Annotated in this window: 18 protein-coding genes and 1 tRNA gene; 15 read left to right on the forward strand and 4 right to left on the reverse strand. The window is 74.2% G+C overall.

Annotated elements, in window-relative coordinates:
- Positions 1-4: 4 nt before the first annotated feature.
- The 9 genes from ACZDWJ_RS03180 (at position 5) to ACZDWJ_RS03220 (ending at position 8174) form a co-directional block, all read left to right on the forward strand.
- Positions 5-865: an alpha/beta fold hydrolase gene (locus tag ACZDWJ_RS03180; protein ID WP_463519467.1), complete on the forward strand. Its 861-nt coding sequence runs from the start codon at positions 5-7 to the stop codon at positions 863-865.
- A 51-nt stretch (positions 866-916) separates the two neighbouring features.
- Positions 917-1645, forward strand: coding sequence for a DNA repair protein RecO (gene recO / locus ACZDWJ_RS03185; RefSeq protein ID WP_463519468.1), 729 nt, complete (start codon positions 917-919; stop codon positions 1643-1645).
- A 32-nt stretch (positions 1646-1677) separates the two neighbouring features.
- Positions 1678-2442 (forward strand): isoprenyl transferase, encoded by a 765-nt coding sequence (locus ACZDWJ_RS03190; protein WP_463519469.1) that lies wholly within the window; start codon positions 1678-1680, stop codon positions 2440-2442.
- Positions 2443-2455: 13 nt separating this feature from the next.
- Positions 2456-2776, forward strand: a complete 321-nt coding sequence (locus ACZDWJ_RS03195) for an antibiotic biosynthesis monooxygenase family protein (protein ID WP_463519470.1) — start codon at positions 2456-2458, stop codon at positions 2774-2776.
- A 53-nt stretch (positions 2777-2829) separates the two neighbouring features.
- Entirely contained in the window at positions 2830-4227 is a 1398-nt protein-coding gene (locus ACZDWJ_RS03200; protein ID WP_463519471.1) for a glycine--tRNA ligase, read from the forward strand.
- A 62-nt stretch (positions 4228-4289) separates the two neighbouring features.
- Positions 4290-5039, forward strand: coding sequence for a hypothetical protein (locus ACZDWJ_RS03205; RefSeq protein ID WP_463519472.1), 750 nt, complete (start codon positions 4290-4292; stop codon positions 5037-5039).
- Entirely contained in the window at positions 5036-6166 is a 1131-nt protein-coding gene (dusB, locus tag ACZDWJ_RS03210) for a tRNA dihydrouridine synthase DusB (RefSeq protein ID WP_463519473.1), read from the forward strand. Before ACZDWJ_RS03205 ends, dusB begins: the two co-directional genes overlap by 4 nt.
- A 292-nt stretch (positions 6167-6458) precedes the next feature.
- Positions 6459-7391: a mucin-2 protein gene (locus ACZDWJ_RS03215; RefSeq protein ID WP_463519474.1), complete on the forward strand. Its 933-nt coding sequence runs from the start codon at positions 6459-6461 to the stop codon at positions 7389-7391.
- 63 nt (positions 7392-7454) lie between these two features.
- A complete protein-coding gene (locus tag ACZDWJ_RS03220; protein ID WP_463519475.1) occupies positions 7455-8174 on the forward strand; it encodes a fibronectin type III domain-containing protein in 720 nt (239 codons plus the stop codon).
- A gap of 15 nt (positions 8175-8189) precedes the next feature.
- Here the strand turns inward: ACZDWJ_RS03220 and ACZDWJ_RS03225 are convergent, their stop codons facing one another.
- A complete protein-coding gene (locus ACZDWJ_RS03225) occupies positions 8190-9152 on the reverse strand; it encodes an NAD(P)/FAD-dependent oxidoreductase (protein WP_463519476.1) in 963 nt (320 codons plus the stop codon).
- Positions 9153-9260: 108 nt separating this feature from the next.
- Here ACZDWJ_RS03225 and ACZDWJ_RS03230 point away from each other — a divergent pair, with 108 nt between their 5' ends.
- Positions 9261-9641 (forward strand): hypothetical protein, encoded by a 381-nt coding sequence (locus tag ACZDWJ_RS03230; RefSeq protein ID WP_463519477.1) that lies wholly within the window; start codon positions 9261-9263, stop codon positions 9639-9641.
- Here the strand turns inward: ACZDWJ_RS03230 and ACZDWJ_RS03235 are convergent.
- Complete coding sequence (locus tag ACZDWJ_RS03235; RefSeq protein ID WP_463519478.1) at positions 9595-11583, reverse strand: acetoacetate--CoA ligase; 1989 nt, start codon at positions 11581-11583, stop codon at positions 9595-9597. The genes ACZDWJ_RS03230 and ACZDWJ_RS03235 overlap by 47 nt on opposite strands.
- Positions 11580-13712 (reverse strand): BTAD domain-containing putative transcriptional regulator, encoded by a 2133-nt coding sequence (locus tag ACZDWJ_RS03240; protein ID WP_463519479.1) that lies wholly within the window; start codon positions 13710-13712, stop codon positions 11580-11582. The genes ACZDWJ_RS03235 and ACZDWJ_RS03240 overlap by 4 nt, the downstream gene beginning before the upstream one ends.
- 143 nt (positions 13713-13855) lie before the next feature.
- Here ACZDWJ_RS03240 and ACZDWJ_RS03245 point away from each other — a divergent pair, with 143 nt between their 5' ends.
- From ACZDWJ_RS03245 to ACZDWJ_RS03265, 5 genes are all read left to right on the forward strand, one after another.
- Positions 13856-15130 carry a deoxyguanosinetriphosphate triphosphohydrolase gene (locus ACZDWJ_RS03245; protein WP_463519480.1) on the forward strand — a complete coding sequence of 425 codons (1275 nt, stop codon included), beginning with the start codon at positions 13856-13858 and terminating at the stop codon, positions 15128-15130.
- A 4-nt stretch (positions 15131-15134) separates the two neighbouring features.
- On the forward strand, positions 15135-16058 hold the full coding sequence (locus ACZDWJ_RS03250) for a 2-hydroxyacid dehydrogenase (RefSeq protein WP_463519481.1): 924 nt from the start codon (positions 15135-15137) through the stop codon (positions 16056-16058).
- Positions 16059-16086: 28 nt separating this feature from the next.
- Entirely contained in the window at positions 16087-17991 is a 1905-nt protein-coding gene (dnaG, locus tag ACZDWJ_RS03255; RefSeq protein ID WP_463519482.1) for a DNA primase, read from the forward strand.
- The gene (locus ACZDWJ_RS03260; protein ID WP_463519483.1) at positions 17988-18476 is read left to right on the forward strand and encodes a hypothetical protein; all 489 of its coding nucleotides are present in this window, start codon (positions 17988-17990) and stop codon (positions 18474-18476) included. The genes dnaG and ACZDWJ_RS03260 overlap by 4 nt, the downstream gene beginning before the upstream one ends.
- A gap of 79 nt (positions 18477-18555) precedes the next feature.
- A tRNA-Asn gene (locus ACZDWJ_RS03265) sits at positions 18556-18628 on the forward strand.
- Between the two features lie 136 nt (positions 18629-18764).
- On the opposite strand, the gene aceE is transcribed toward ACZDWJ_RS03265, so the two are convergent.
- Positions 18765-21500 (reverse strand): pyruvate dehydrogenase (acetyl-transferring), homodimeric type, encoded by a 2736-nt coding sequence (gene aceE, locus ACZDWJ_RS03270; protein ID WP_463519606.1) that lies wholly within the window; start codon positions 21498-21500, stop codon positions 18765-18767.
- Positions 21501-21835: the final 335 nt, after the last annotated feature.

Genomic DNA, 21835 nt, shown 5'->3' on the forward strand with positions numbered 1-21835 from the left:
CGCCATGCTGGTCTCCGAGAGCGTCGGTCAGTTCTTCCTCGAGGTCGACGGCCACCGCGACCGTCTGGAGTACACCGAGTACGGCAGCGGTGACGCCTGGGTGGTGCTGCTGCACGGGCAGCTGATGCCGCGACGCATGCAGGAGCCGCTGGCGCGCGCGCTCGCGGCCGAGGGACTCCACGTCGTCACGCTGGACCTGCTGGGCCACGGCCGATCCGACAAGCCGGCCGATCCGCTGGCCTACTCGGTGTCGGCGTTCGGCGAGCAGGTCGTGGCGCTGCTCGATCACCTCGGCGCCGCGCAGGCGGTCGTCGGCGGCACCTCGCTGGGCGCCAACGTGGCCCTCGAGGTCGCGGCCACGGCGCCGACGCGCGTGCGGGGTCTCCTCGTCGAGATGCCGGTGCTCGACAACGCCGTCGAGGCGGGCATCCTCGCCTTCGCGCCGCTGCTCTTCGCCGCCCGCTTCGCCCCGCTGTCGGTGACGGCGGTGCGCCTGGCCACCCGGTGGGTGCCGCGCCGGGCGGTGCCGTTCTGGGCCGGCATCGTGCTCGACACCCTCGACCAGCGGCCCGGGCCGATGGGCGCGGTCGTGCACGGCCTGTTCTTCGGACGCGTCGCGCCGCCCTCGCGCGAGCGGCGCGCCATCGAGGTCCCCGCCCTGGTGATCGGGCACCCCGCCGATCCCATCCACCCCGCGGCCGACGCCGCGATGCTCGCCGCCGAGCTGCCGCAGGCGACGTTCGTCGAGGCCCGCTCGATCCTGGAGTGGCGCCTCTCGCCGGAGCGGCTCAACGGCCTGGCCACCGCGTTCGCGCACTCCTGCTGGCGCGGCGCTCGGCGTGGGCGGCGCACCGTCGGGGCCTGACGCCCGCGCGCCCAGCGCCGCCGACGCACGTCGACCCGTCACAATGGGGACGTGCCGCTCTACCGCGACGAGGCGATCGTCCTGCGCACCCACAAGCTGGGCGAGGCCGATCGCATCATCACCCTCCTCTCGCGCCACCACGGGCGCATCCGCGCCGTGGCCAAGGGCGTGCGCCGCACCACCTCGAAGTTCGGCTCGCGCCTCGAGCCGTTCATGCACGTCGACCTGCAGCTGGCCGAGGGCCGCTCGCTCGACACCGTCACCCAGGCCGAGACCCTGACCCCCTTCCACGCAGGCGTCGGACTCGACTACGAGCGCTACACCGCCGGCACCGTGATGCTCGAGACCGCCGAGCGGCTGGTCACCGAGGAGCGCGAGCCCTCGCTGCAGCAGTTCCTCCTGCTCGTCGGGGGCCTGCGCGCGCTCACCGCGGGCGATCGTCCGCCCGGGGCGATCCTCGACTCCTACCTCCTGCGCTCGCTCGCCGTCGCCGGCTACGCGCCGTCCTTCGAGGCCTGCGCCCATTGCGGCCTCGAGGGCCCGCACCGGTGGTTCAACCCGTCGATGGGCGGGATGCTCTGCACCACCTGCCGGCTCCCGGGCTCGGCCAGCCCCTCGGCCGACGCCGTCGTCCTGCTCGGCGCGCTCCTCGCCGGCGACTGGGACGTCGTCGCGCAGGCCGAGCCGCGCACCTCCCGCGAGGCCAGCGGCCTGGTCACCGCCTACCTCGCCTGGCACCTCGAGCGCGGGCTGCGCTCCCTGGAGCACGTCGAGCGCTGACCCGCGCCCGCCGCGGGCTAGGCTCACCGACCGTGAAGCGCGCCGTCCGTCCGCCCACGCCGCACCCCTCCGGCGCCCGTCCGCCCGCCCTGCCGCCCGAGCTGGTGCCCCGGCACGTCGCGATCGTCATGGACGGCAACGGCCGGTGGGCCAAGGAGCGCGGCCTGCCCCGCACCCGCGGCCACCAGGAGGGCGAGTCCTCGCTCTTCGACGTCGTCGAGGGCGCCATCGAGATCGGCGTGAAGGCCATCTCGGCCTACGCCTTCTCCACCGAGAACTGGAGCCGCTCGCCGGAGGAGGTCCGCTTCCTCATGGGCTTCAACCGCGACGTCATCCGCCGGCGCCGCGACGAGATGCACGAGCTCGGCGTCCGGGTCCGCTGGGCCGGTCGCGCGCCGCGGCTGTGGCGCTCGGTCGTCAAGGAGCTCCAGGTCGCCGAGGAGCTCACGAGGCACAACGACGTCATGACGCTGACGATGTGCGTCAACTACGGCGGCCGGGCCGAGCTCGCCGACGCCGCCCGCTCCATCGCCCGCGAGGTCGCCGCCGGCCGGCTCAACCCCGACAAGGTCGACGAGAAGGTCTTCGCCCGCCACCTCTACCTGCCCGACCTCGGCGACGCCGACCTCGTGTGGCGCACCTCCGGCGAGCAGCGGCTCTCCAACTTCATGCTCTGGCAGGCCGCCTACTCCGAGATGGTCTTCACCGACGTGCTGTGGCCCGACGTCGACCGCCTCGCGCTGTGGCGGGCCATCGAGATCTACGCCGAGCGCGACCGCCGCTACGGCAGCGCCTGAGGCCGGGGGAGCCGTGCTCGTCGTCAACCGCTTCCGCGTGGCGCCCGCCGAGGCCGAGGCCTTCCGCGCCGACCTCGAGGCCGCCCGCGGCGCGCTGGCCGCGCGACCGGGCTACCTCGAGGGCACCATCGGGCGCGCCGTCGACGAGCCCGAGCTGTGGACGCTGGTCACCCGCTGGGAGCACGTCGGGGCCTACCGTCGCGCGCTGTCGGGCTACGACGTCAAGCTCACGGCCGTCCCGGTGCTCAGCCGGGCGATCGACGAGCCCTCCGCCTACGAGGTCGTCGAGGACGGCACCGCCCTCAACCACCACGACGTGCGGTCGTTAGGCTGAGGCCTCCTGGGCCGGCAGCCAGCCGTCCCGCCCACCCGCCAGGAGCAGCCGTCGTGGCCAAGCCGCCCCCGTCCACCGTCGACAACGTCGTCTCCCTCGCCAAGCGCCGCGGATTCGTCTACCCGTGCGGTGAGATCTACGGCGGCACCCGGTCCGCCTGGGACTACGGCCCGCTGGGCGTGGAGCTGAAGGACAACATCAAGCGCCAGTGGTGGAAGGCGATGGTGCAGAGCCGCGACGACGTCGTCGGCCTCGACTCCTCGGTCATCCTGCCGCGCCAGACGTGGGAGGCCTCCGGCCACGTCGACACCTTCAGCGACCCCCTCACCGAGTGCCAGTCGTGCCACAAGCGCTTCCGCGCCGACCACCTCCAGGAGGCGGTGGCCGAGAAGAAGGGCATCGAGAACCCCGACGACGTCGACCTCGCCGACATCGCCTGCACCAACTGCGGCACCCGCGGCGCCTGGACCGAGCCGCGCCAGTTCTCCGGCCTGCTCAAGACCTACCTCGGCGTCATCGAGGACGAGTCGGGCCTGCACTACCTGCGCCCCGAGACCGCGCAGGGCATCTTCCTCAACTTCGCCAACGTCGTCACCTCGCAGCGGATGAAGCCCCCGTTCGGCATCGCGCAGATCGGCAAGAGCTTCCGCAACGAGATCACGCCGGGCAACTTCATCTTCCGCACCCGCGAGTTCGAGCAGATGGAGATGGAGTTCTTCGTCAAGCCCGGCGAGGACGAGGAGTGGCACCAGCACTGGATCGACGAGCGCACCCGCTGGTACACCGAGCTCGGCATCCGCTCGGAGAACCTGCGCCACTACGAGCACGCGCAGGAGAAGCTCAGCCACTACTCCAAGCGCACCGTCGACATCGAGTACCGCTTCAACTTCGCGGGCTCGGAGTGGGGCGAGCTCGAGGGCATCGCGAACCGCACCGACTTCGACCTCTCCACCCACTCCAAGCACTCCGGTCAGGACCTCTCCTACTTCGACCAGGCCGCCGGCGAGCGCTACACGCCGTACGTCATCGAGCCCGCCGCGGGCCTCTCGCGCAGCCTGATGACCTTCCTCGTCGACGCCTACCACGAGGACGAGGCGCCCAACACCAAGGGTGGCGTCGACAAGCGCACCGTGCTGCGCCTGGACCCCCGCCTCTCGCCGGTCAAGGTCGCGGTGCTGCCGCTCTCGCGCAACGCCGACCTCTCGCCGAAGGCCAAGGCGCTCTCCGCGGAGCTGCGTCGCACCTGGAACGTCGACTTCGACGACTCCGGCGCGATCGGCCGTCGCTACCGCCGCCAGGACGAGATCGGCACGCCGTACTGCGTCACGGTCGACTTCGACACCCTCGAGGACGACGCCGTCACCATCCGCGAGCGCGACTCCATGAGCCAGGAGCGCATCAGCCTCTCCGGCGTCACGGCCTACTTCGCCGAGCGACTCCTGGGCTGTTGAGCCGCGTGCGCGCGCCCCGGTGGGGCAGACTGGTGCACGAGGGTCAGGAGGAGGGAGTCGACGTGAGGTTCACAGGGCTGCGCCCCGACGCAGGAGCTCGGCGCAGCGCGCGACACGGCGCCGTCGTGGCGGTCGCCGTGCTGGCGCTCGGCGCCCTCGCGGCCTGCTCCGAGGACTCCTCCGACGCCAGTCCCGCCTCCGCCGGGTCCCGTGAGGGCACCAGCGGCGCGACGGGCAGCCCGTCCGCGTCGCCGACGGTCAGCACCGGCTCCGACGACTACCTGCCGGTGCCGATCAACGTGCGCCTGACGCCCCAGGGCACCAAGCTCGCGATCGGTGACCGTGCCTACGTCGCCTACCAGCCGACCCAGAAGGTCGTCGGGGCGCTCTCGGTCACCGTCACCAAGGTCGAGAGCACCTCCTTCGCCCAGACCTTCGGCGGCCTGGAGCTCTCCGACCAGGTGCGCACCACCGCGCCGTACTTCGTGCGGGCCCGCATCACCAACGTCGGCGAGACCGACCTCGGCGGTCGGCCCGTGCCGCTCTACGTGGTCGACGGGCAGAACACGCTCGTCGAGGCCTCGTCGTTCGTGGCCCCGTTCAAGGCCTGCCCGAGCAAGCCCTTCCCGACGACGTTCGGCCCGGGCGACTCCGTCTCGACCTGCCTGGTCTACCTCGTGCCGCGCAAGGGCGACGTCGAGGCCGTGAGCTTCCGGCCCACCCAGGACTTCGACCCCATCACGTGGTCGGGCGTGGTGCGTCCCTACCGCGCGCCCCGGGCTGCAGCGTCCTCGGCGTCTCCGGCGTCGTGACCGGCCTGCGACTCGGGCCGCTCGAGGTCGCCACCCCGGTGGTCCTCGCGCCGATGGCCGGCATCACGAACGCCGCCTACCGTCGGCTGTGCGCCGAGCAGGGCGCGGGCCTCTACGTCTGCGAGATGATCACCAGCCGCGGGCTGGTCGAGGGCGACCAGCACACCCGCGACATGCTGGTCTTCGACGAGCTGGAGACCGTGCGCTCGGTGCAGCTCTACGGCACCGACCCCGTCTACGTCGGCAAGGCCGCCGCGATCCTCTGCGAGGAGTACGGCGTCGCCCACATCGACCTCAACTTCGGCTGCCCGGTCCCGAAGGTGACGCGCAAGGGCGGTGGCGGCGCGCTGCCGTGGAAGCGCGACCTCCTCGGCGCGATCCTCGAGCGCGCGGTGGCCGCCGCCGAGCCGCACGGCGTCCCGGTGACGATGAAGACCCGCAAGGGCATCGACGACGACCACCTCACCTACCTCGACGCCGGCCGCATCGCCCAGGAGTCCGGCGCCGCCGCGATCGCCCTGCACGGCCGCACTGTCGCGCAGGCCTACTCCGGGCGAGCCGACTGGGAGTCCATCGCCCGCCTCGTCGAGCACGTCGACATCCCGGTGCTCGGCAACGGCGACATCTGGGAGGCCTCCGACGCCGTCCGCATGGTCGAGGAGACCGGCGCCGCGGGCGTCGTCGTCGGCCGCGGCTGCCTGGGACGGCCCTGGCTCTTCCGCGACCTCGCCGCCGCGTTCTCCGGCGCGCAGGTCGTCCCCGAGACCCCGCGGCTGGGCGAGGTCCGCGACATCATGCGGCGCCACGCCGAGCTGCTGTGCCAGCACATGGGGGAGGAGCGCGGCTGCAAGGAGTTCCGCAAGCACGTCTCCTGGTACCTCAAGGGCTTCGCCGCGGGGGGCCGGCTGCGCCGTGACCTCGCGCTCATCTCGACCCTCGCCGAGCTCGACGTCCTGCTGGCCGAGCTCGACCCCGACGAGGAGTTCCCGCGCAGCGAGCTCGGCCTCCCGCGCGGACGCCAGGGCTCCCCGCGCGACCGCGTCGCGCTGCCCGACGGCTGGCTCGAGGACGAGATCGGCCTGGGCCGGGTGCTCGCCGAGGACGCCGCGGAGACCTCCGGCGGCTGAGCGTGCGGGTGGACTGGACTGGTCGCGTCGGTCACACCCGCCCCCGTGGCCCCGGTCACCCCGCGTCCGCGGATCCCTGCGTGTCACCTGCGAGAAGACCGCCGAACGCGTGGCGCGGCTCACCGGAGGCGACGGATCAAGGAGCCCTGCTGAACTGTGGAAGATTCGGACAGCCGCCCGCCCGCATGTTTGACTCGACGACGAGTCGCCCGCAGCGGTCCTTCGTGATCCCGGGCCGGCTCACCCCCGCGACGCACCGCGACGGGGGCCCCGACAGCGAAGGATCAGCGCTGTGGCAGATCACGGCCACAAGCGGGACACCGCCCGCCTGCACCACCTCATCCGCAGCCGCACCACCCGTGTCGCCCTCCCGGTGGCGGCCGGCGTGACCGCCGGCGCCGTCCTCCTCGGAGGCGCGCTGCAGGGCGGTGCCGAGCCGGCGCCGAGCGCCGACGCCGCCAGCCAGCGGCTGCTCAGCGCGTCGTTCGAGCAGGCCGTCGCCCGCACGGTGAGCGTGGCCCGCGCGGCCGAGGCCGCCCCGCGCCGCGAGCGTCTCTCGCGTGGCTCGATCGACCGCAGCAAGGCCGCTCGCGAGGCCACCGCCGCGTCGGCGAGGCTGGCCCGCACCCGCGCGGCCGTCCGCGCCGCGACGGCCCACCGCTGGGCCACCGCCGACCTCAACCTGTGGACCACCTCGGGCGAGGACGCCCGCAAGGTCGGGCTCGTCGAGTCCGGCGACAAGGTGCTGGTCACCGGTCGCTCCGCGAACGGTCGCGTCGAGCTGGCCGTGAAGGGCGCCTCGCGCTGGGTCACCGCCGGCTACCTGGCCGAGGAGAAGCCGAAGCCGAAGCCCGCGGCGCCCGCCGGGCTCTCGAGCGCGCCTTGCCCCGACGGCTCGGTCGAGAACGGCCTGACGCCCGGTGCCGTCGCGGTCTACCGCGCGGTCTGCCACGCCTTCCCGCAGATCACCAGCTACGGCGGCTACGACGCCCACGGCGAGCACGCCTCGGGCAAGGCGCTGGACATCATGACCAGCGACGTGACCCTCGGCACCCAGATCGCGGAGTACCTGCGCTCGCACGCCTCCGAGCTCGGGCTCTACGACGTCATCTGGCGTCAGCGCATCTGGACCCCGGAGCGCGCCTCCGAGGGCTGGCGGATGATGGAGAGCCGTGGCTCGGCCACCGCCGACCACTACGACCACGTGCACGTGTCGGTGAGCTGATCCGAGGCGTCCTGCCCTCGTGTCCGGCCCCCACAGGGGCCTCGGACCCGCCATGATGGCCCGATGCGACCTCCCCGTCGCGCGGGCGCCGCGTCCGCGCTGCTCCTCCTCGCGCTCGCGCCGCTGACCGCTCCGGCTCCGGCCGGGGCCGATGAGCCGCCCGCCGGCTCGCCGACGATCGACCTGGTGCCGGCGGCCTGCGTGGGTCAGGAGCGGTGCCGCGCCGAGCTGGTCGAGGTCTACGGCGTGCTCCCCGAGGGCGTCGACCTCGCCTCCCTGAGCGCGACGGTCGACGGCGTCGAGGTCACCGGCGAGGTGCACGACCGCACGGCGGAGGGACGCCCCGGTGGCTGGTACCTCCCGCACGGCTCGGACGCCTACGAGCCGGTCGACTACGCCCTGACCGCGTCGGTGCCGGTCGGCGGTGAGCACGCCGTGGTCGTCACCGCCGTCGACCACGCCGGCGGCACCGTGGAGAGCACGACCACGGTGCTCGGCGCGCTCCCGCCCAGCCGGGTGGCCTCGCTGCGCGTCGTGCGCCAGGGCCGCAGCGCGCAGCTGCGCTGGCACGGCGTGGTGTCCGACCACGGCGGCATGGTGCGCTCCTACCGGGTCTCCCTCGACGGACGCAGGCCGCGCTGGGTGCGGGCCGTCGTGTTCGGCCCGCAGCCGACCGTGTGGCTCTCCCGGCTCAGCGCCGGACGGCACCGCGTCGAGATCCGGGCCGTCAACGTCGCCGGGCTCGGGACGCCGACGCGCGTCGGGTTCGTCATCGCGCGCTGAGTCGCCTCGGGGTGATCACGCCAGGCGGCGCGCCAGCTCCTCGCCGAGCGCGGTGCCGGAGAGCCAGGCGCCCTCGACCTTGCTGACCTCGCCCCAGCCGTCGCCGCACACGCCGAGGCCGCGCTCGGAGAGGTGGAACGGCGCCTCGCGCTCGCCGGTGGGCCGCGCCTGCGACCAGCGGTGCACGTAGGTGCCCGCCGGCTCGGGCAGGTCGAGGAGCCGGCGCAGGGCGGCGACCATCGGCGGGCCGGCCTGCGGGGGGTCCTCGAGGTGCGGCCGGGCGAGCTCCGGCGTCGAGTGGGCCACCAGGACGGGCGCGCCGTCGCCGCGGCGCGAGCCGTCGTCGGCGATCCAGGCCAGGTCGGGGTCGCCGTTGACGAACGCGCCGTCGAGGTCCCAGAGCCGCTCGGGCCACCAGGCCACCGTCGCGATCACCGGCTCCGAGGGCCGCGTCAGCACCGCGGCGTCGTCCTCGAGGCCGGCGCCGAGCAGGGTGCGGGCCTGGGAGTCGGTCATGGCCAGGACGACCGCGCGGGCGGGACGCTCGTCGACGCGCAGGCCGTCCTCGGCGAGCCGGACGTCGGCCACGGCGGCCTGCTCGACCTCCAGCGGCGCGGCGAGGTCCTCCACGAGGCTGCGCAGCCCGGCGGCCGCGCCCCAGCGCATCGGGCCGGTCTTGGTGGTGGCCGGCGCGCCGGGCTCGAGCACCGTGAACGTGTCGGTCCACTCCCGGGCCAGGCCCCGCGCGCGCCAGTCCTCGACGACGGCGGCGAACCGCGGGTCGGAGACGGTGAAGTAGGAGGCGCCCATGTCGACCGGACGCTCGTCGAATCGCCGGCTGGCCATCCGGCCGCCGATGCGCCGGCCGCGATCGATCAGGTGCACGGGGACGCCGGCCGCCTGGAGGGCGCGGGCGCAGGCGACGCCGGAGATCCCGGCGCCGACGACGATGACGGGGGAGTCCGGAGCGCTCTGCATGGCGCGAGTCTCCCAGGCCGGTCGCCCCCGGCCGGAGTCCGTCCGGGGGAGCCCGGAGGATCCCGGGACCCAGTCACGTGACACTCGAACGTGTGTTCTAATTCAGGGGTGGGCGCGTCGGACCGGTTCCTCTTCCAGGCCATCGACCCGCAGCCGGTGTGGATCGACCTGCGGGGCAGTCTCGGTCACGGCCCCGTGCACCTCGGCGTGCTGGTGGAGTGGCGGCGCCGTGAGCGGCCCGGCAGGCCCCCGGAGTGGGAGGGGCTGGTGGCCTGGGCCTCCGGCGGGGGCGAGCTGCCGTGGGCGCTGGCGATGCGCTGGGTGCCCGCGCCCGAGCTGCGTCCGGTCGACCTGCAGATGCCGGCCGACCTCGCCGCCCGTCCGGGGCGGCCGCCCGACCCGCGCCGCAACCTGCCCGGGGCCGGCATCGGCGGGGGCCGCCTCAGGGACGACCGAGCACCCGGTCGCGGAGCTCCGCGATCTCGGTGAGCGCCTCGGGCGCGGTGAGCGCCCCCGCGGCGGCGGCGTCCTCGGGGCTCGCGCCCCGCAGGATCCGCTTCACCGGCACCTCGAGCTTCTTGCCCGACAGCGTGCGCGGCAGTGCGCTGACGGCCAGCACGTCGTCGGGCACGTGTCGCGGGGAGAGCCGCGAGCGCAGCGCGCCGGCGATCTCGCGTCGCAGGTCGTCGTCGAGCTCCACGTCGGGCTCGAGCACCACCAGCAGGATCAGTCGGCCCGCGCCGCCCTCGTCGTCCTCGAGGTGCACGACGAGGCTGTCGCGCACGCTCGGCAGCGCCTCGACGACGGTGTAGAACTCCGCGGTGCCCAGCCGCACCCCGCCGCGGTTGAGGGTGGCGTCGCTGCGGCCGGTGATGACGCAGCTGCCGCGCTCGGTGATCGTGATCCAGTCGCCGTGGCGCCACACGCCGGGGATGTCGGCGAAGTAGGCCGCCCGGTAGCGCTCGCCGTCCTCGTCGCCCCAGAAGCCCACCGGCATCGAGGGCATCGGCGAGGTGATCACCAGCTCCCCGAGGCTGCCGCGCACCGGACGCCGCTGCTCGTCGAAGGCCTCCACGGCGCAGCCCAGCAGCCGGCAGGAGATCTCGCCGCGCCACACCGGCACGGTCGGTGCGCCGCCGACGAACCCCGAGCAGACGTCGGTGCCGCCGCTCACCGAGGCGATGTGCACGCCCGGCGCCACGGCCTCGTGGATCCAGTCGAAGCCCTCCGGCGGCAGCGGTGCGCCGGTGGAGCCCACCTGACGCAGCGCGCCGAGGTCGACCTCGTCGGCCGGACGCAGACCCTCCTTGCGGCAGGCCATGAGGAACGGCGCGCTCGTGCCGAACACGGTGACCCGCTGGCGCTCGACCACGCGCCACATCGCGCCGAGGTCGGGGTGACCGGGGTCGCCGTCGACCAGCACGATCGTGGCGCCGACCAGCAGCCCGGAGACCAGGTAGTTCCACATCATCCAGCCGGTGGTGGAGAACCAGCAGAACCGGTCGTCCGGGCCGAGGTCGTGGTGCAGGCCCAGCACCTTCGCGTGCTCGAGGGCGATGCCGCCGTGGCCGTGGACGATCGGCTTCGGCAGGCCGGTCGTGCCCGAGGAGAACAGCACGTAGAGCGGGTGGGAGAACGGCAGCGGCTCGAACTCCAGCGATCCACCCTCGTCGTCCCCGCCGAGGAGCTGCTGCCAGGTCCAGGCGCCCTCGGGGGCGGAGGCGTCGGCGTCGAGGTAGGGCAGCCACACGGTGGTGCGCAGCGACGGGAGGCTGCGACGGATCTCGGCCACCTCCTCGGCGCGGTCGATCGCCTTGCGGCCGTACTGGTAGCCGTCGACGGCGAGCAGCAGCGTCGGCTCGATCTGCTGCCAGCGGTCGATGACGCTCTGGGTGCCGAACTCCGGGGCGCAGGAGGAGAACACCGCGCCGAGGCTCGCCGCGGCCAGCAGCAGCACGACGGTCTCGGGGATGTTCGGCGCGTACGCCGCCACGCGATCGCCGCGGCCGACGCCGGCGCGCACGAGCCCGGCGCGGGCGCGGGCCACCTGCTCGCGCAGCTCGGCGGCGGTCAGGCGCACCTCGTCGCGGCTCTGCGACTCCGCCACCACGACGACGTCGTCGTCGGCTCGGCCGGGCAGGGCCAGCACGGCCTCGGCGTAGTTGACCTGCAGGTCGGGGAACCAGCGGGCGCCGGGCATGCTCGCCTCGGCCAGCGCGGGGGAGTCGGCGCCCCGTCCGGGCAGGCCCATCTCGCGCCAGGTCTCACGCCAGAAGGCGTCGGGCTCGGTCACCGACCAGGCGTGCAGGGCGGCGTACTCGCGCTCCGCCTCGGGCCCCACGAGGCCCTCGGCGTGGAGTCGCGCGGCGAAGCGCTCGAGTCGCGTCGTGCCGTCCAGCGGCGGGCTCCACAGGACCTCCGGGCTGCTCATGCCGGGAGTGTGTCACGCCCTCCGCGGAGGTCCTCCCAGGCCCGGGCCGGGACGCCGAGCTCGCGCATCCGCAGCGTGTAGGTGCGGTGGAACCGCTGCGACTCGCCGTAGCGGCCCAGTCGCCACAGCGTGCTGATCGCGGTCTCGTAGGTGGGCTCGTCGTAGGGGTCCATCGCCAGCAGACGGGCCACCCACGGCACCACGGCGGCCGGGTCGGAGCCGCGCGCGTGCCGCTCGACGAGGGCGTCGACCAGCGCGCGGCCGGTGGTCTCGACGTCGTCCTGCAGGTCGGCGCTCCACTCCTGCGCGGCCTCGGCCTCGAGCACCTCGCCGGTGTGCAGGGCGGCGGCCGCCTCGAGGAGCCGCACGGCGTCGGGGGCGTCGGCGCGGTGCGCCTCGAGCGCCGCGCGGGCGGCCTGCTGGAACTCCACGACGTCGACGGAGACGTGGTCGAGGTCGAGGCACAGGTGGTCGCGCCCGGCCTGCAGGTAGTGGTCGGAGCCGTGGAGGCGGTCGGGGTCGAGGGTCGAGCGCAGGTGCGAGAGCGCCACGGAGAGCCGGTTGCCGATGTCGGAGGCCTCGGGCCACAGCAGGGCGCCCAGCGCGGCCCGGCTGATGCCCTGCGGCCCGCGTCCGGCCAGCACCGCCAGCACGTCGCGGGCCTTGCGGGAGGGCCACTCGCTCGCCGCCACCGGCACGCCATGGCGGTGCACGACGAGGCGGCCGAGCACCTGCACGCGGACGCCGGGGGCCGGACGTCGCGAGCGCACCGCCTGCACGGGGCCGGCGATCCGGGCGGCGTCGTCGTGCACGCCGAGCACGACGAGCCGCTCGCGCGCCAGGCGGGTGCGCAGTGGATCGCGGGCCAGCTCGGCCTGCACCAGCTCGGCCACCGCGGTGGTGAGGGGAGCCCGCAGCCGGGTGCCGATGTCGACGGCCTCCCGCGGGCGCGGGTCGTCGGCGGAGGGCTCGTCCTCGGCGAGCGTCGCGAGCAGCAGCGCCTCGGCCAGGCGGGGCAGGTCGCGGTGGCGTCCGGCCTCCTCGACGGCGGTCGCCGCGTGGGCGCGGGCCCGCTGGGCCTCGCCGCGCTGCAGGACGACCCAGCCCGCCGCGAGGTGCTGCCCGGCGCCGCCGACGGCGCCCGAGCGCGCCAGGAGGCGGGTCAGCACGATCTCGGTCTCGTGCGGGTCCTCGGCCGCGACGACGCGCGCCAGGCCGGCCAGCGCCGGCACCAGGGTCTGGACGTCGTCCTGCGCCTCGGCCTGCCGCACGGCCTCGCGGTAGGCCAGTGCCGCCTGGGTGGCGTTGCCGCGGGCGGCCTGGACGTCGGCCAGCAGCTGCCAGGCGGCAGCGGCGCTGGGGGAGCCGACGGCGGTCCACAGGGTGCGGGCGGCCTCGACCTCCAGCAGCGCCTCGTCGAGACGCCCCTGCCCGGCCATCGCCTCGGCCAGGTTGTGGCGCAGCACGGCCAGCCCGGAGTGGTGGCCGGTGACGTCGTTGACGGCCAGGCCGGCGGCGAGCAGCTCGGCGGCCTCGGCGAAGCGCCCCTCCTCGAGGGCCGCGGAGCCGAGGTTGTTGAGGATGCGCTCCTCGCTGAGCCGGTCGCCCACCTCGCGGGCGCAGGTCATCGCCCGGTCGTAGGCGCGCGCGTTGGCGTCACGGTCGCCGGCGATCGCGGCCAGGAGGGCCTGGGAGACCCAGGTGAAGGCGCCCGCGGCGGGGTCGTCGCCGGCCAGGGCGTGCGCCTCGGCGGCATGGACGCGGCAGGTGGCCTCGTCGCCGCGGTTCCAGGCGGTGGCCGCGCGCATCGCCGCGACGCGGGCGCGGTCGGCGTCGAGGGCTCCGGCGTCGCACGCGCCGGCCTCGGCCACGGCGCGGGCGTCCTGGAGCTGGCCGAGGTGGTGCAGGCCGTAGGCGCAGCGCCAGGCGAGGGCCGCGGGCAGCCCGCCGTCGTCGCGCCGGGCCGACGCCACCACGCGCATCCAGTCCTCGGCCAGGAGGCGGGCGATCATCTCATCGCCCCGCCGCTCCCACGTCGCGGCGCCGTCGGGACGCAGCGCAGCCCCGATCACCTCGTCGGCGAGATCGGCCGAGAGGGCGGCGTAGCCGGGGGTGACCGCGAGCGTCATCGCCCGACGGCTCCGCGCAGGCTGGGGGAACGGCCCGTCATGGCTCGGAGTCTAGGGACCGCAGGCCGCCCGCGGACGGGGTTCCGCAGGTCGGCGCGGGCCTGCCGCCACGGTGTCGGACCGGCCCCCTAGGGTCGGACGCGATGGACCACTACGACGACGCCGACCGCGCCCGCCTGGTGCCCGAGCCCCCGAAGCGGGTGGAGGCGCCCGAGCGCCGTCCCTTCGAGCGCGATCGCGCCCGCGTGGTGCACGCCGCGGCCTCGCGGCGGCTGGCGGCCAAGACCCAGGTCGTCGGCCCGCAGAGCGACGACTTCGTCCGCAACCGCCTCACCCACAGCCTCGAGGTCGCCCAGGTGGCGCGCGACCTCTCCCGCGCCCTCGGCTGCGACCCCGACATCGCCGAGACCGCCGCCCTGGCCCACGACCTCGGCCACCCGCCGTTCGGCCACAACGGCGAGCGGGTGCTGGCCGCGCTCGGCGAGCCCTGCGGCGGCTTCGAGGGCAACGCCCAGACCCTGCGGCTGCTCACGCGCCTGGAGGCCAAGAGCCTCGACGCCGAGGGCCGCTCGGTGGGCCTCAACCTCACCCGCGCCACCCTCGACGCCTGCACCAAGTACCCCTGGACGCGCGGGGCCGAGGGCCCCACGGCCGCGAAGTTCGGCGCCTACGCCGACGACCTCCCCGTCTTCACGTGGCTCCGCGAGGGCGCGCCCTCCGGCCCGTGGGCCGGACGCCCGGCCCGCCGCTGCCTGGAGGCGCAGGTGATGGACCTCGCCGACGACGTCGCCTACAGCGTCCACGACGTCGAGGACGGCGTCGTCGCGGGCCGGCTCTCCCTGCACGACCTCGACACCTCCGCCGTGTGGGCGACGCTGCGCGGGTGGCGCCTGATCGACGAGGGCGTCCACGGCGCCGTCGACGACGCCGAGCTCGACGACGTCCTCGCGGGCCTGCGCCGCGTCGGCGGCTGGCCCACCGCTCCGCACGACGGCTCACGCCGCTCCCAGGCGGCGCTGAAGAACCTCACCAGCGACCTCATCGGCCGGTTCTGCGGCGCCGTGCAGTCGGCCACCGCGCAGGTCGCCGACGGGCCGCTGGTGCGCTATCGCGCCGACCTCGTCGTCCCCGAGCGCACGCTGCTCGAGATCGCCGTGCTCAAGGCGATCGCCGCCCACTACGTCATGCAGGCCGACGACCGGCTGGCCGAGATGGAGCGCCAGCGCACCCTGCTGGCCGAGCTCGTCGAGGTGCTGCGCGAACGCGGCCCCGACGCCCTCGACCGGCCCTTCGCCGACGACTGGCACGAGGCCGTCGACGACGCCGCCCGGCTCCGCGTCGTCCTCGACCAGGTCGCCTCGCTCACCGACGTCACGGCCGTCTCGTGGCATGCGCGGTTGTGCGGCGCGGCAGGCTGAGCGCATGAGCATCTCGGAGAGCCCCCTGGTCTGGCTGCCGTTCGACCCCAGCGAGCTCGGCGAGCCGCCGGCCGGGCTGCGCTACGAGGTCGTCGACCCCACCGAGCACGTGCCCGACTCCGTCGCCGACGTCGCCTTCTACGTCGCGCCCTATCGGATGGACCCCTCGGTCGGCGAGGTCATGGAGCGCATGGACTCGCTGCGGGCCGTGCAGCTGCTCACCGCCGGCGTCGACCACGTCCGCGGCCGGGTGCCCGAGGGCGTCGCCCTGTGCAACGGGCGCGGCATCCACGACGCCTCCACCGCCGAGCTCGCGCTCACGCTGATCCTCGCCTCGCTGCGCGGCGTCCCCGGCTTCGTCCGTGCGCAGGACCGCGCCGCCTGGGAGCCGCACTGGCGCCCGTCGCTGGCCGACCGCACCGTGCTGCTGGTCGGGCACGGCTCCATCGGCCAGGCCATCGAGGCCCGGCTGGCGCCCTTCGAGACCACCGTCGTGCGGGTCGCGCGCACCGCGCGCGAGGGCGTCCACGCGCTCGAGGAGCTGCCCGATCTGCTGCCCGAGGCCGACGTCGTCGTCCTCATCGTGCCGCTCACCGAGCAGACCCGCGGCCTCGTCGACGCCGCGTTCCTGGGCCGGATGCGCCGCGGCGCCCTGCTGGTGAACCTCGCGCGCGGGCCCGTCGTGGTCACCGACGACCTCGTCGAGGCGCTCCACGCGGGGCGGGTCACCGCCGCGCTCGACGTCGTCGATCCCGAGCCGCTGCCGGCCGACAGCCCGCTGTGGTCGGCTCCCGGTCTGCTGGTCTCCCCGCACGTCGGCGGGGCCAGCAGCGCGATGTGGCCGCGGGCCCGCCGGCTGGTCGCAGCGCAGCTGCGGCGCTTCGCGGCGGGGGAGCCTCTCCACAACGTGATGACCGGCGACTACTGAGTGGGTCCGCGACCGTAGGATCGCGCTCGTGGCCGGCCGCATCCGAGAGCAGAGCATCGCGGAGGTGCGCGAGAAGGCCCGCATCGACGAGGTCGTCGCGCAGTACGTCACCCTGCGCAACGCCGGCGGCGGCTCGATGAAGGGCCTGTGCCCCTTCCACGACGAGAAGTCGCCGTCCTTCCACGTGACGCCCAGCCGCGGCTTCTACCACTGCTTCGGCTGCCAGGCCGGCGGCGACGTCATCAACTTCGTCATGGAGATCGGCGGCCTCTCCTTCGCCGAGGCCGTCGAGCAGCTGGCCGACAAGGCCGGCGTGGTGCTCGAGCGCGACGAGAACGACGACGACCGCGATCGTCCGCGCGGCCCGGGCCGCAGCCGGCTGGTCGACGCCCACCGTCAGGCCCAGGAGTTCTACGCCGAGCACCTCGGCGGGCCCGACGCCCTCGTGGCTCGCCAGTTCCTCGCCGAGCGCGGCTTCGACCAGGCCGCCGCCCTGCACTTCGGAGTCGGCTTCTCCCCGCGCGACGGCGAGGCGCTCACGCGCCACCTGCGCGGCCGCGGCTTCAGCACCGACGAGCTCGTGGCCGCCGGCCTCACCGCCGTCGGCCGCTCGGCCTACGACAAGTTCCGGGGGCGCCTCATGTGGCCCATCCGCGAGGCCACCGGCGACACCATCGGCTTCGGCGCGCGGCGGATCTTCGACGACGACCGCATCGAGGCGAAGTACCTCAACACCGCCGAGACCACGATCTACAAGAAGAGCCACGTGCTCTACGGCATCGACCTCGCCCGGCGCGAGATCGCCCGCGGTGCGCAGGCGGTCATCGTCGAGGGCTACACCGACGTCATGGCCTGCCACCTCGCCGGCATCACCACCGCGGTCGCCACCTGCGGCACCGCCTTCGGCGACGACCACGCCCGGGTGCTGCGCCGCTTCCTCCACGACAAGGACGAGTTCCGCGGCGAGGTCATCTTCACCTTCGACGGCGACGCCGCCGGCCAGAAGGCCGCGATGCGCGCCTTCGGCGGCGACCAGAACTTCGTCTCCCAGACTTACGTGGCGGTCGCCCCGAGCGGCCTGGACCCCTGCGACCTGCGCCTGCAGCAGGGCGACGAGGCCGTCCGCGAGCTCGTCGCCGGCCGGGTGCCGCTGTACCGCTTCGTGCTGGCCAACGTCGTGGGCCGCCACGACCTCGACCGCGCCGACGGCCGCATCGACGCCCTGCGCGAGGGGGCGCGCCTGGTCTCCAGCGTCCGCGACCGCTCGAAGGTCGACGCCTTCGCCCGCGAGCTGGCCCAGCTCGTCGGCGTCGACCCCGACCAGGCCAGCGCCGAGGTGCGTCGCGCGGCCGCCCGCAACGCCCGGGGCGAGTCCGCGGCGCCGCCCCGCCGGCAGGCGCCCTCGCCGACCGCCGCGCCTGGGGAGGGCCAGGAGCCGCCCCGCCAGCTGCCCGACCTGCGCGACCCTCGCTTCGCCCTCGAGCGCGAGACCCTCAAGCTGGTGCTCCAGCACCCGATGGCCATCGGCCGCAGCACCGCCGAGATCGGCCCGCAGGACTTCACCCACCCGATCTACCGCGCCGTCTGGGAGCTCGTGGCCGCCGCCGGCGGGCCGGCCGCCGGATCGGGCGACGCCGCCTGGGCCGGCCGGGTCCGCGACGCCGCCACGGAGCCGCTCGTCGCCTCGGCGGTCTCCGCGCTGGCCGTCGAGCCGCTGCTCACCGCCCGCGATCCCGACGCCGGCTACGTCGCCGTCCACGTCTTCCGGCTGCTCGAGCTCACCGCCCAGCGTCGCATCGCCGACGTGAAGTCGCGGCTGCAGCGCACCAACCCCGTCGACGACCCCGACGGCTACCAGCGGATGTTCGCCGAGCTGGCCACCCTCGAGCAGCACCGGCGGGGATTGCGCGACCGGATCGTGGGGCCCGCGTGAGCCGGCTGTTCGGTCGCTCGACCGGCCCCGACCTCACCGCCCTGGCCATCGCCGCGGGGGAGCGGGCGCTGGCCTCCGCGCCCACCCGCGACGGCGGCGTCGTGGCCGGCACGCTGCGCGCGCTCTACGTCCCCGGCCCCGGGCGGGTGGCCTGGGAGGAGGTCGACGAGGCCGGCTGGGACGCCGAGGAGGAGCGGCTCACCGTCCGCACCACCGACGACCGCACCCTCGTCCTCGACCTCGTCGACGCCACCCGCCTGCTGCAGCTGGTGCGCGAGCGGGTCACCGCCTCGGTGGTCCTGCAGCGGCACGTGCCGATCTCCGGGCGCCTGGGCGTGCGGGTGGCCGTGCGCCGCCGCGGCGACGGCTCCCTGGTGCTCACCGACGTCCTCGACGCCGGTCTCGACCCCGACCGCCCCGCGGTCCGGGAGGCCGTCGCGCGGGCCCGTGCGGATCTCGCCGGTGAGCTCGGCCTGGACCCCTGACCCGGGGCCGTCATCGGGGGCCACCCCGATTTCTGGCCGGACGCCGGTCTTGGTACGGTACTCACCGCTCCTGAAGCGATCCCCTGTAGCTCAACTGGCAGAGCATGCGACTGTTAATCGCAGGGTTGTTGGTTCGAGTCCAACCGGGGGAGCAGAGGACGGAAGGCCCGACCAGATGGTCGGGCCTTCGTCGTTCTCCGGGGCGTTCCTCGAGTCGGTGACCGGGGCTCGGACGCCGGAGGGGGCCCCGCGCCGCAGCGCGAGACCCCCTCCGAGGCGGGCACGACGTCAGGCGTCGCCGCCCTCCTGCTTGCGGTCGGCGACCGCGGTGGGGTCGTCGATGCGGTACTGGTCGAAGGCCTTCTGCACCAGCGCGGGGTCGATCTCGCCGGCGTCCGCGAGCGCCTGGAGCGTGCGGACGACGACCGACTCGGCGTCGATGTGGAAGAACCGGCGGGCGGCGGGGCGGGTGTCGGCGAAGCCGAACCCGTCGGCCCCCAGGACGCAGTAGTCGCCGGGCACCCAGCGGGCGATCTGCATCGGGACGGCCGTCATGTAGTCCGAGACGGCGACGAACGGACCGCCGGCGCCCTGGAGCTTGTCGGTGACGTACGCCGTGCGCGGGGTGTCGCTGGGGTGGAGCAGGTTGTGCTCCTCCGCGGCGACGGCGTCACGGGCCAGCTCGTTCCACGAGGTGACCGACCAGGTGTCGGCGGCGACGCCCCACTCCTCGCGGAGCAGGCGCGCGGCCTCCTTGATCCACGGGTAGGCGACGCCGGAGGCCAGCAGCTGCACGCGCGGGCCCTCGTTGTCGGCCACCGAGACGCGGTGTACGCCGCGCAGGATGCCCTCGACGTCGACGTCGGCCGGCTCCGCGGGCTGCTCGACCGGCTCGTTGTAGACGGTGAGGTAGTAGATGACGTCCTCGCCGTGCGGGTGCTCCTCGGTGGAGCCGTACATGCGCTCCAGGCCGGCGCGCATGACGTGGCCGACCTCGTAGGCGAACGCGGGGTCGTAGTGCACGATCGCCGGGTTCGAGGCCGCCAGCAGCGGGGAGTGGCCGTCGGCGTGCTGGAGGCCCTCGCCGGTGAGCGTGGTGCGTCCGGCCGTGGCGCCGACGAGGAAGCCGCGGGCGAGCTGGTCGGCCATGGCCCAGATGGAGTCGCCGGTGCGCTGGAACCCGAACATCGAGTAGAAGATGTAGAACGGGATCATGTGCTCGCCGTGCGTGGAGTACGCCGAGCCCGCGGCCGTGGCCGAGGCCATCGCGCCGGCCTCGGAGATGCCCTCGTGGAGCATCTGGCCCGAGGCGGACTCCTTGTAGCTGAGCAGCAGCTTGCGGTCGACGGAGTCGTAGAGCTGGCCCTGCGGGTTGTAGACCTTGGCGCTCGGGAACATCGAGTCCATGCCGAAGGTGCGGTACTCATCGGGCGCGATCGGGACGATGCGCGCGCCGATGCCGGGGTCCTTCATCCAGTCCTTGAGCAGGCGCACGGCCGCCATGGTGGTGGCGATCTTGTGCTTGCCGCCGCCCTGCTTGAGCTCGGAGTAGACGGCGTCGCCGGGCAGCTTGAGCGGCTGGGCGCGCACGACGCGGCGCGGCAGCGAGCCGCCGAGCTGGGCGCGGCGCTCGAGCATGTACTCGATCTCGGGGGACTTCTCGCCGGGGTGGAAGAACGGCGCGGTGCCGGTCTCCTCGTAGGCCCGGGCGAGGTCGCGGTCCGAGAGCGGCAGGTAGAGCCGGTCGCGGAACTTGCGCAGGTCGTCCTGGGTGAGCTTCTTCATCTGGTGGGTGGCGTTCTTGCCCTCGAGGGCGTCGATCGTCCAGCCCTTGATGGTCTTGGCCAGGATCACCGTCGGCTGCCCCACGTGCTTGGTGGCGGCGTCGAAGGCGGCGTAGACCTTGCGGTAGTCGTGACCACCGCGCGGCAGCTTGGAGATCTGGCCGTCGCTCATGTGCTCGACCATCGCGCGCAGGCGCGGGTCGGAGCCGAAGAAGTGGTCGCGGACGTAGGCGCCGTCCTCGGTGCTGTAGGTCTGGAACTGGCCGTCCGGGGTGGTGTTCATCCGGTTGACCAGGACGCCGTCGACGTCGCGGGCCAGCAGCGGGTCCCACTCACGGCCCCACACGACCTTGATGACGTTCCAGCCCGCGCCGCGGAAGTTGGCCTCGAGCTCCTGGATGATCTTGCCGTTGCCGGTGACCGGCCCGTCGAGCTGCTGCAGGTTGCAGTTGATGACCCAGGTGAGGTTGTCGAGCTCCTCGCGGGCGGCGATGCGGATCGCGCCCAGCGACTCGGGCTCGGCCATCTCGCCGTCGCCGAGGAAGGCCCACACGCGCTGCTGGGAGGTGTCCTTGACGCCGCGGTTCTGCAGGTAGCGGTTGAACCGCGCCTGGTAGATCGAGTTGAGGCCGGTCAGGCCCATGGAGACGGTCGGGAACTCCCAGAACTCCGGCATCAGCCGCGGGTGCGGGTAGGAGGAGAGGCCGGCGCCGGGGCCGTGCTGGACCTCCTGGCGGAACCGGTAGAGCTGCTCCTCGGAGAGCCGGCCCTCGAGGAAGGCGCGGGCGTAGATGCCCGGCGACGCGTGGCCCTGGATGTAGACCTGGTCACCGCCGCCCTCGTGGTCCTTGCCGCGGAAGAAGTGGTTGAAGCCGACCTCGTAGAGGCTCGCGGAGGACTGGTAGGTGGCGATGTGGCCGCCGACCTCCAGGCCCTTGCGGTTCGCGCTGGAGACCATGACGGCGGCGTTCCAGCGGATGAACGCGCGGATGCGGCGCTCGACCTCCTCGTCACCGGGGAACCACGGCTCGCGCTCCGGCGGGATGGAGTTGATGTAGTCGGTGCTGCGCAGCGCCGGCACGCCGACCTGCATCTCGCGGGCCCGCTCGAGCAGGCGCAGCATCAGGTAGCGCGCTCGGGAGCGGCCACGGTCGGCGATCAGCGAGTCGAACGAGTCCAGCCAGTCGTGGGTCTCGTCCGGGTCGATGTCGGGCAGCTGGGTGGGCAGTCCCTCGTGGATGACCGACGGGGTGCCGCCGGTGCGAGTCGTGCCTGAAGGCGTGGTGGTTTCCTCGGTCACACCCTCATCGTGGCACGCGAATCCGCGCTGAGGAATCTACCCGCGAGTACGTCCGGAGGGGTGCGGGACGCGGGTCCGCCAGGCTCACCGGAGTGCGGTCCACGACGTCCGATATGCCGCTCGCCGGAGCCCTCCCGGGGCGCCTCAGGGACGCCCTGATCGGACCCTCGACGGTCGCGACCTGCGGTTTCTCCGGGGCACTCGGGCCGGCAGAAGATGTCAGGGACCTGTGCGAAGAGGTTGCGCGGCCCTCGCACATCCGCTGGACTACTCAC

This window comes from Nocardioides sp. B129/18 (assembly GCF_055282735.1).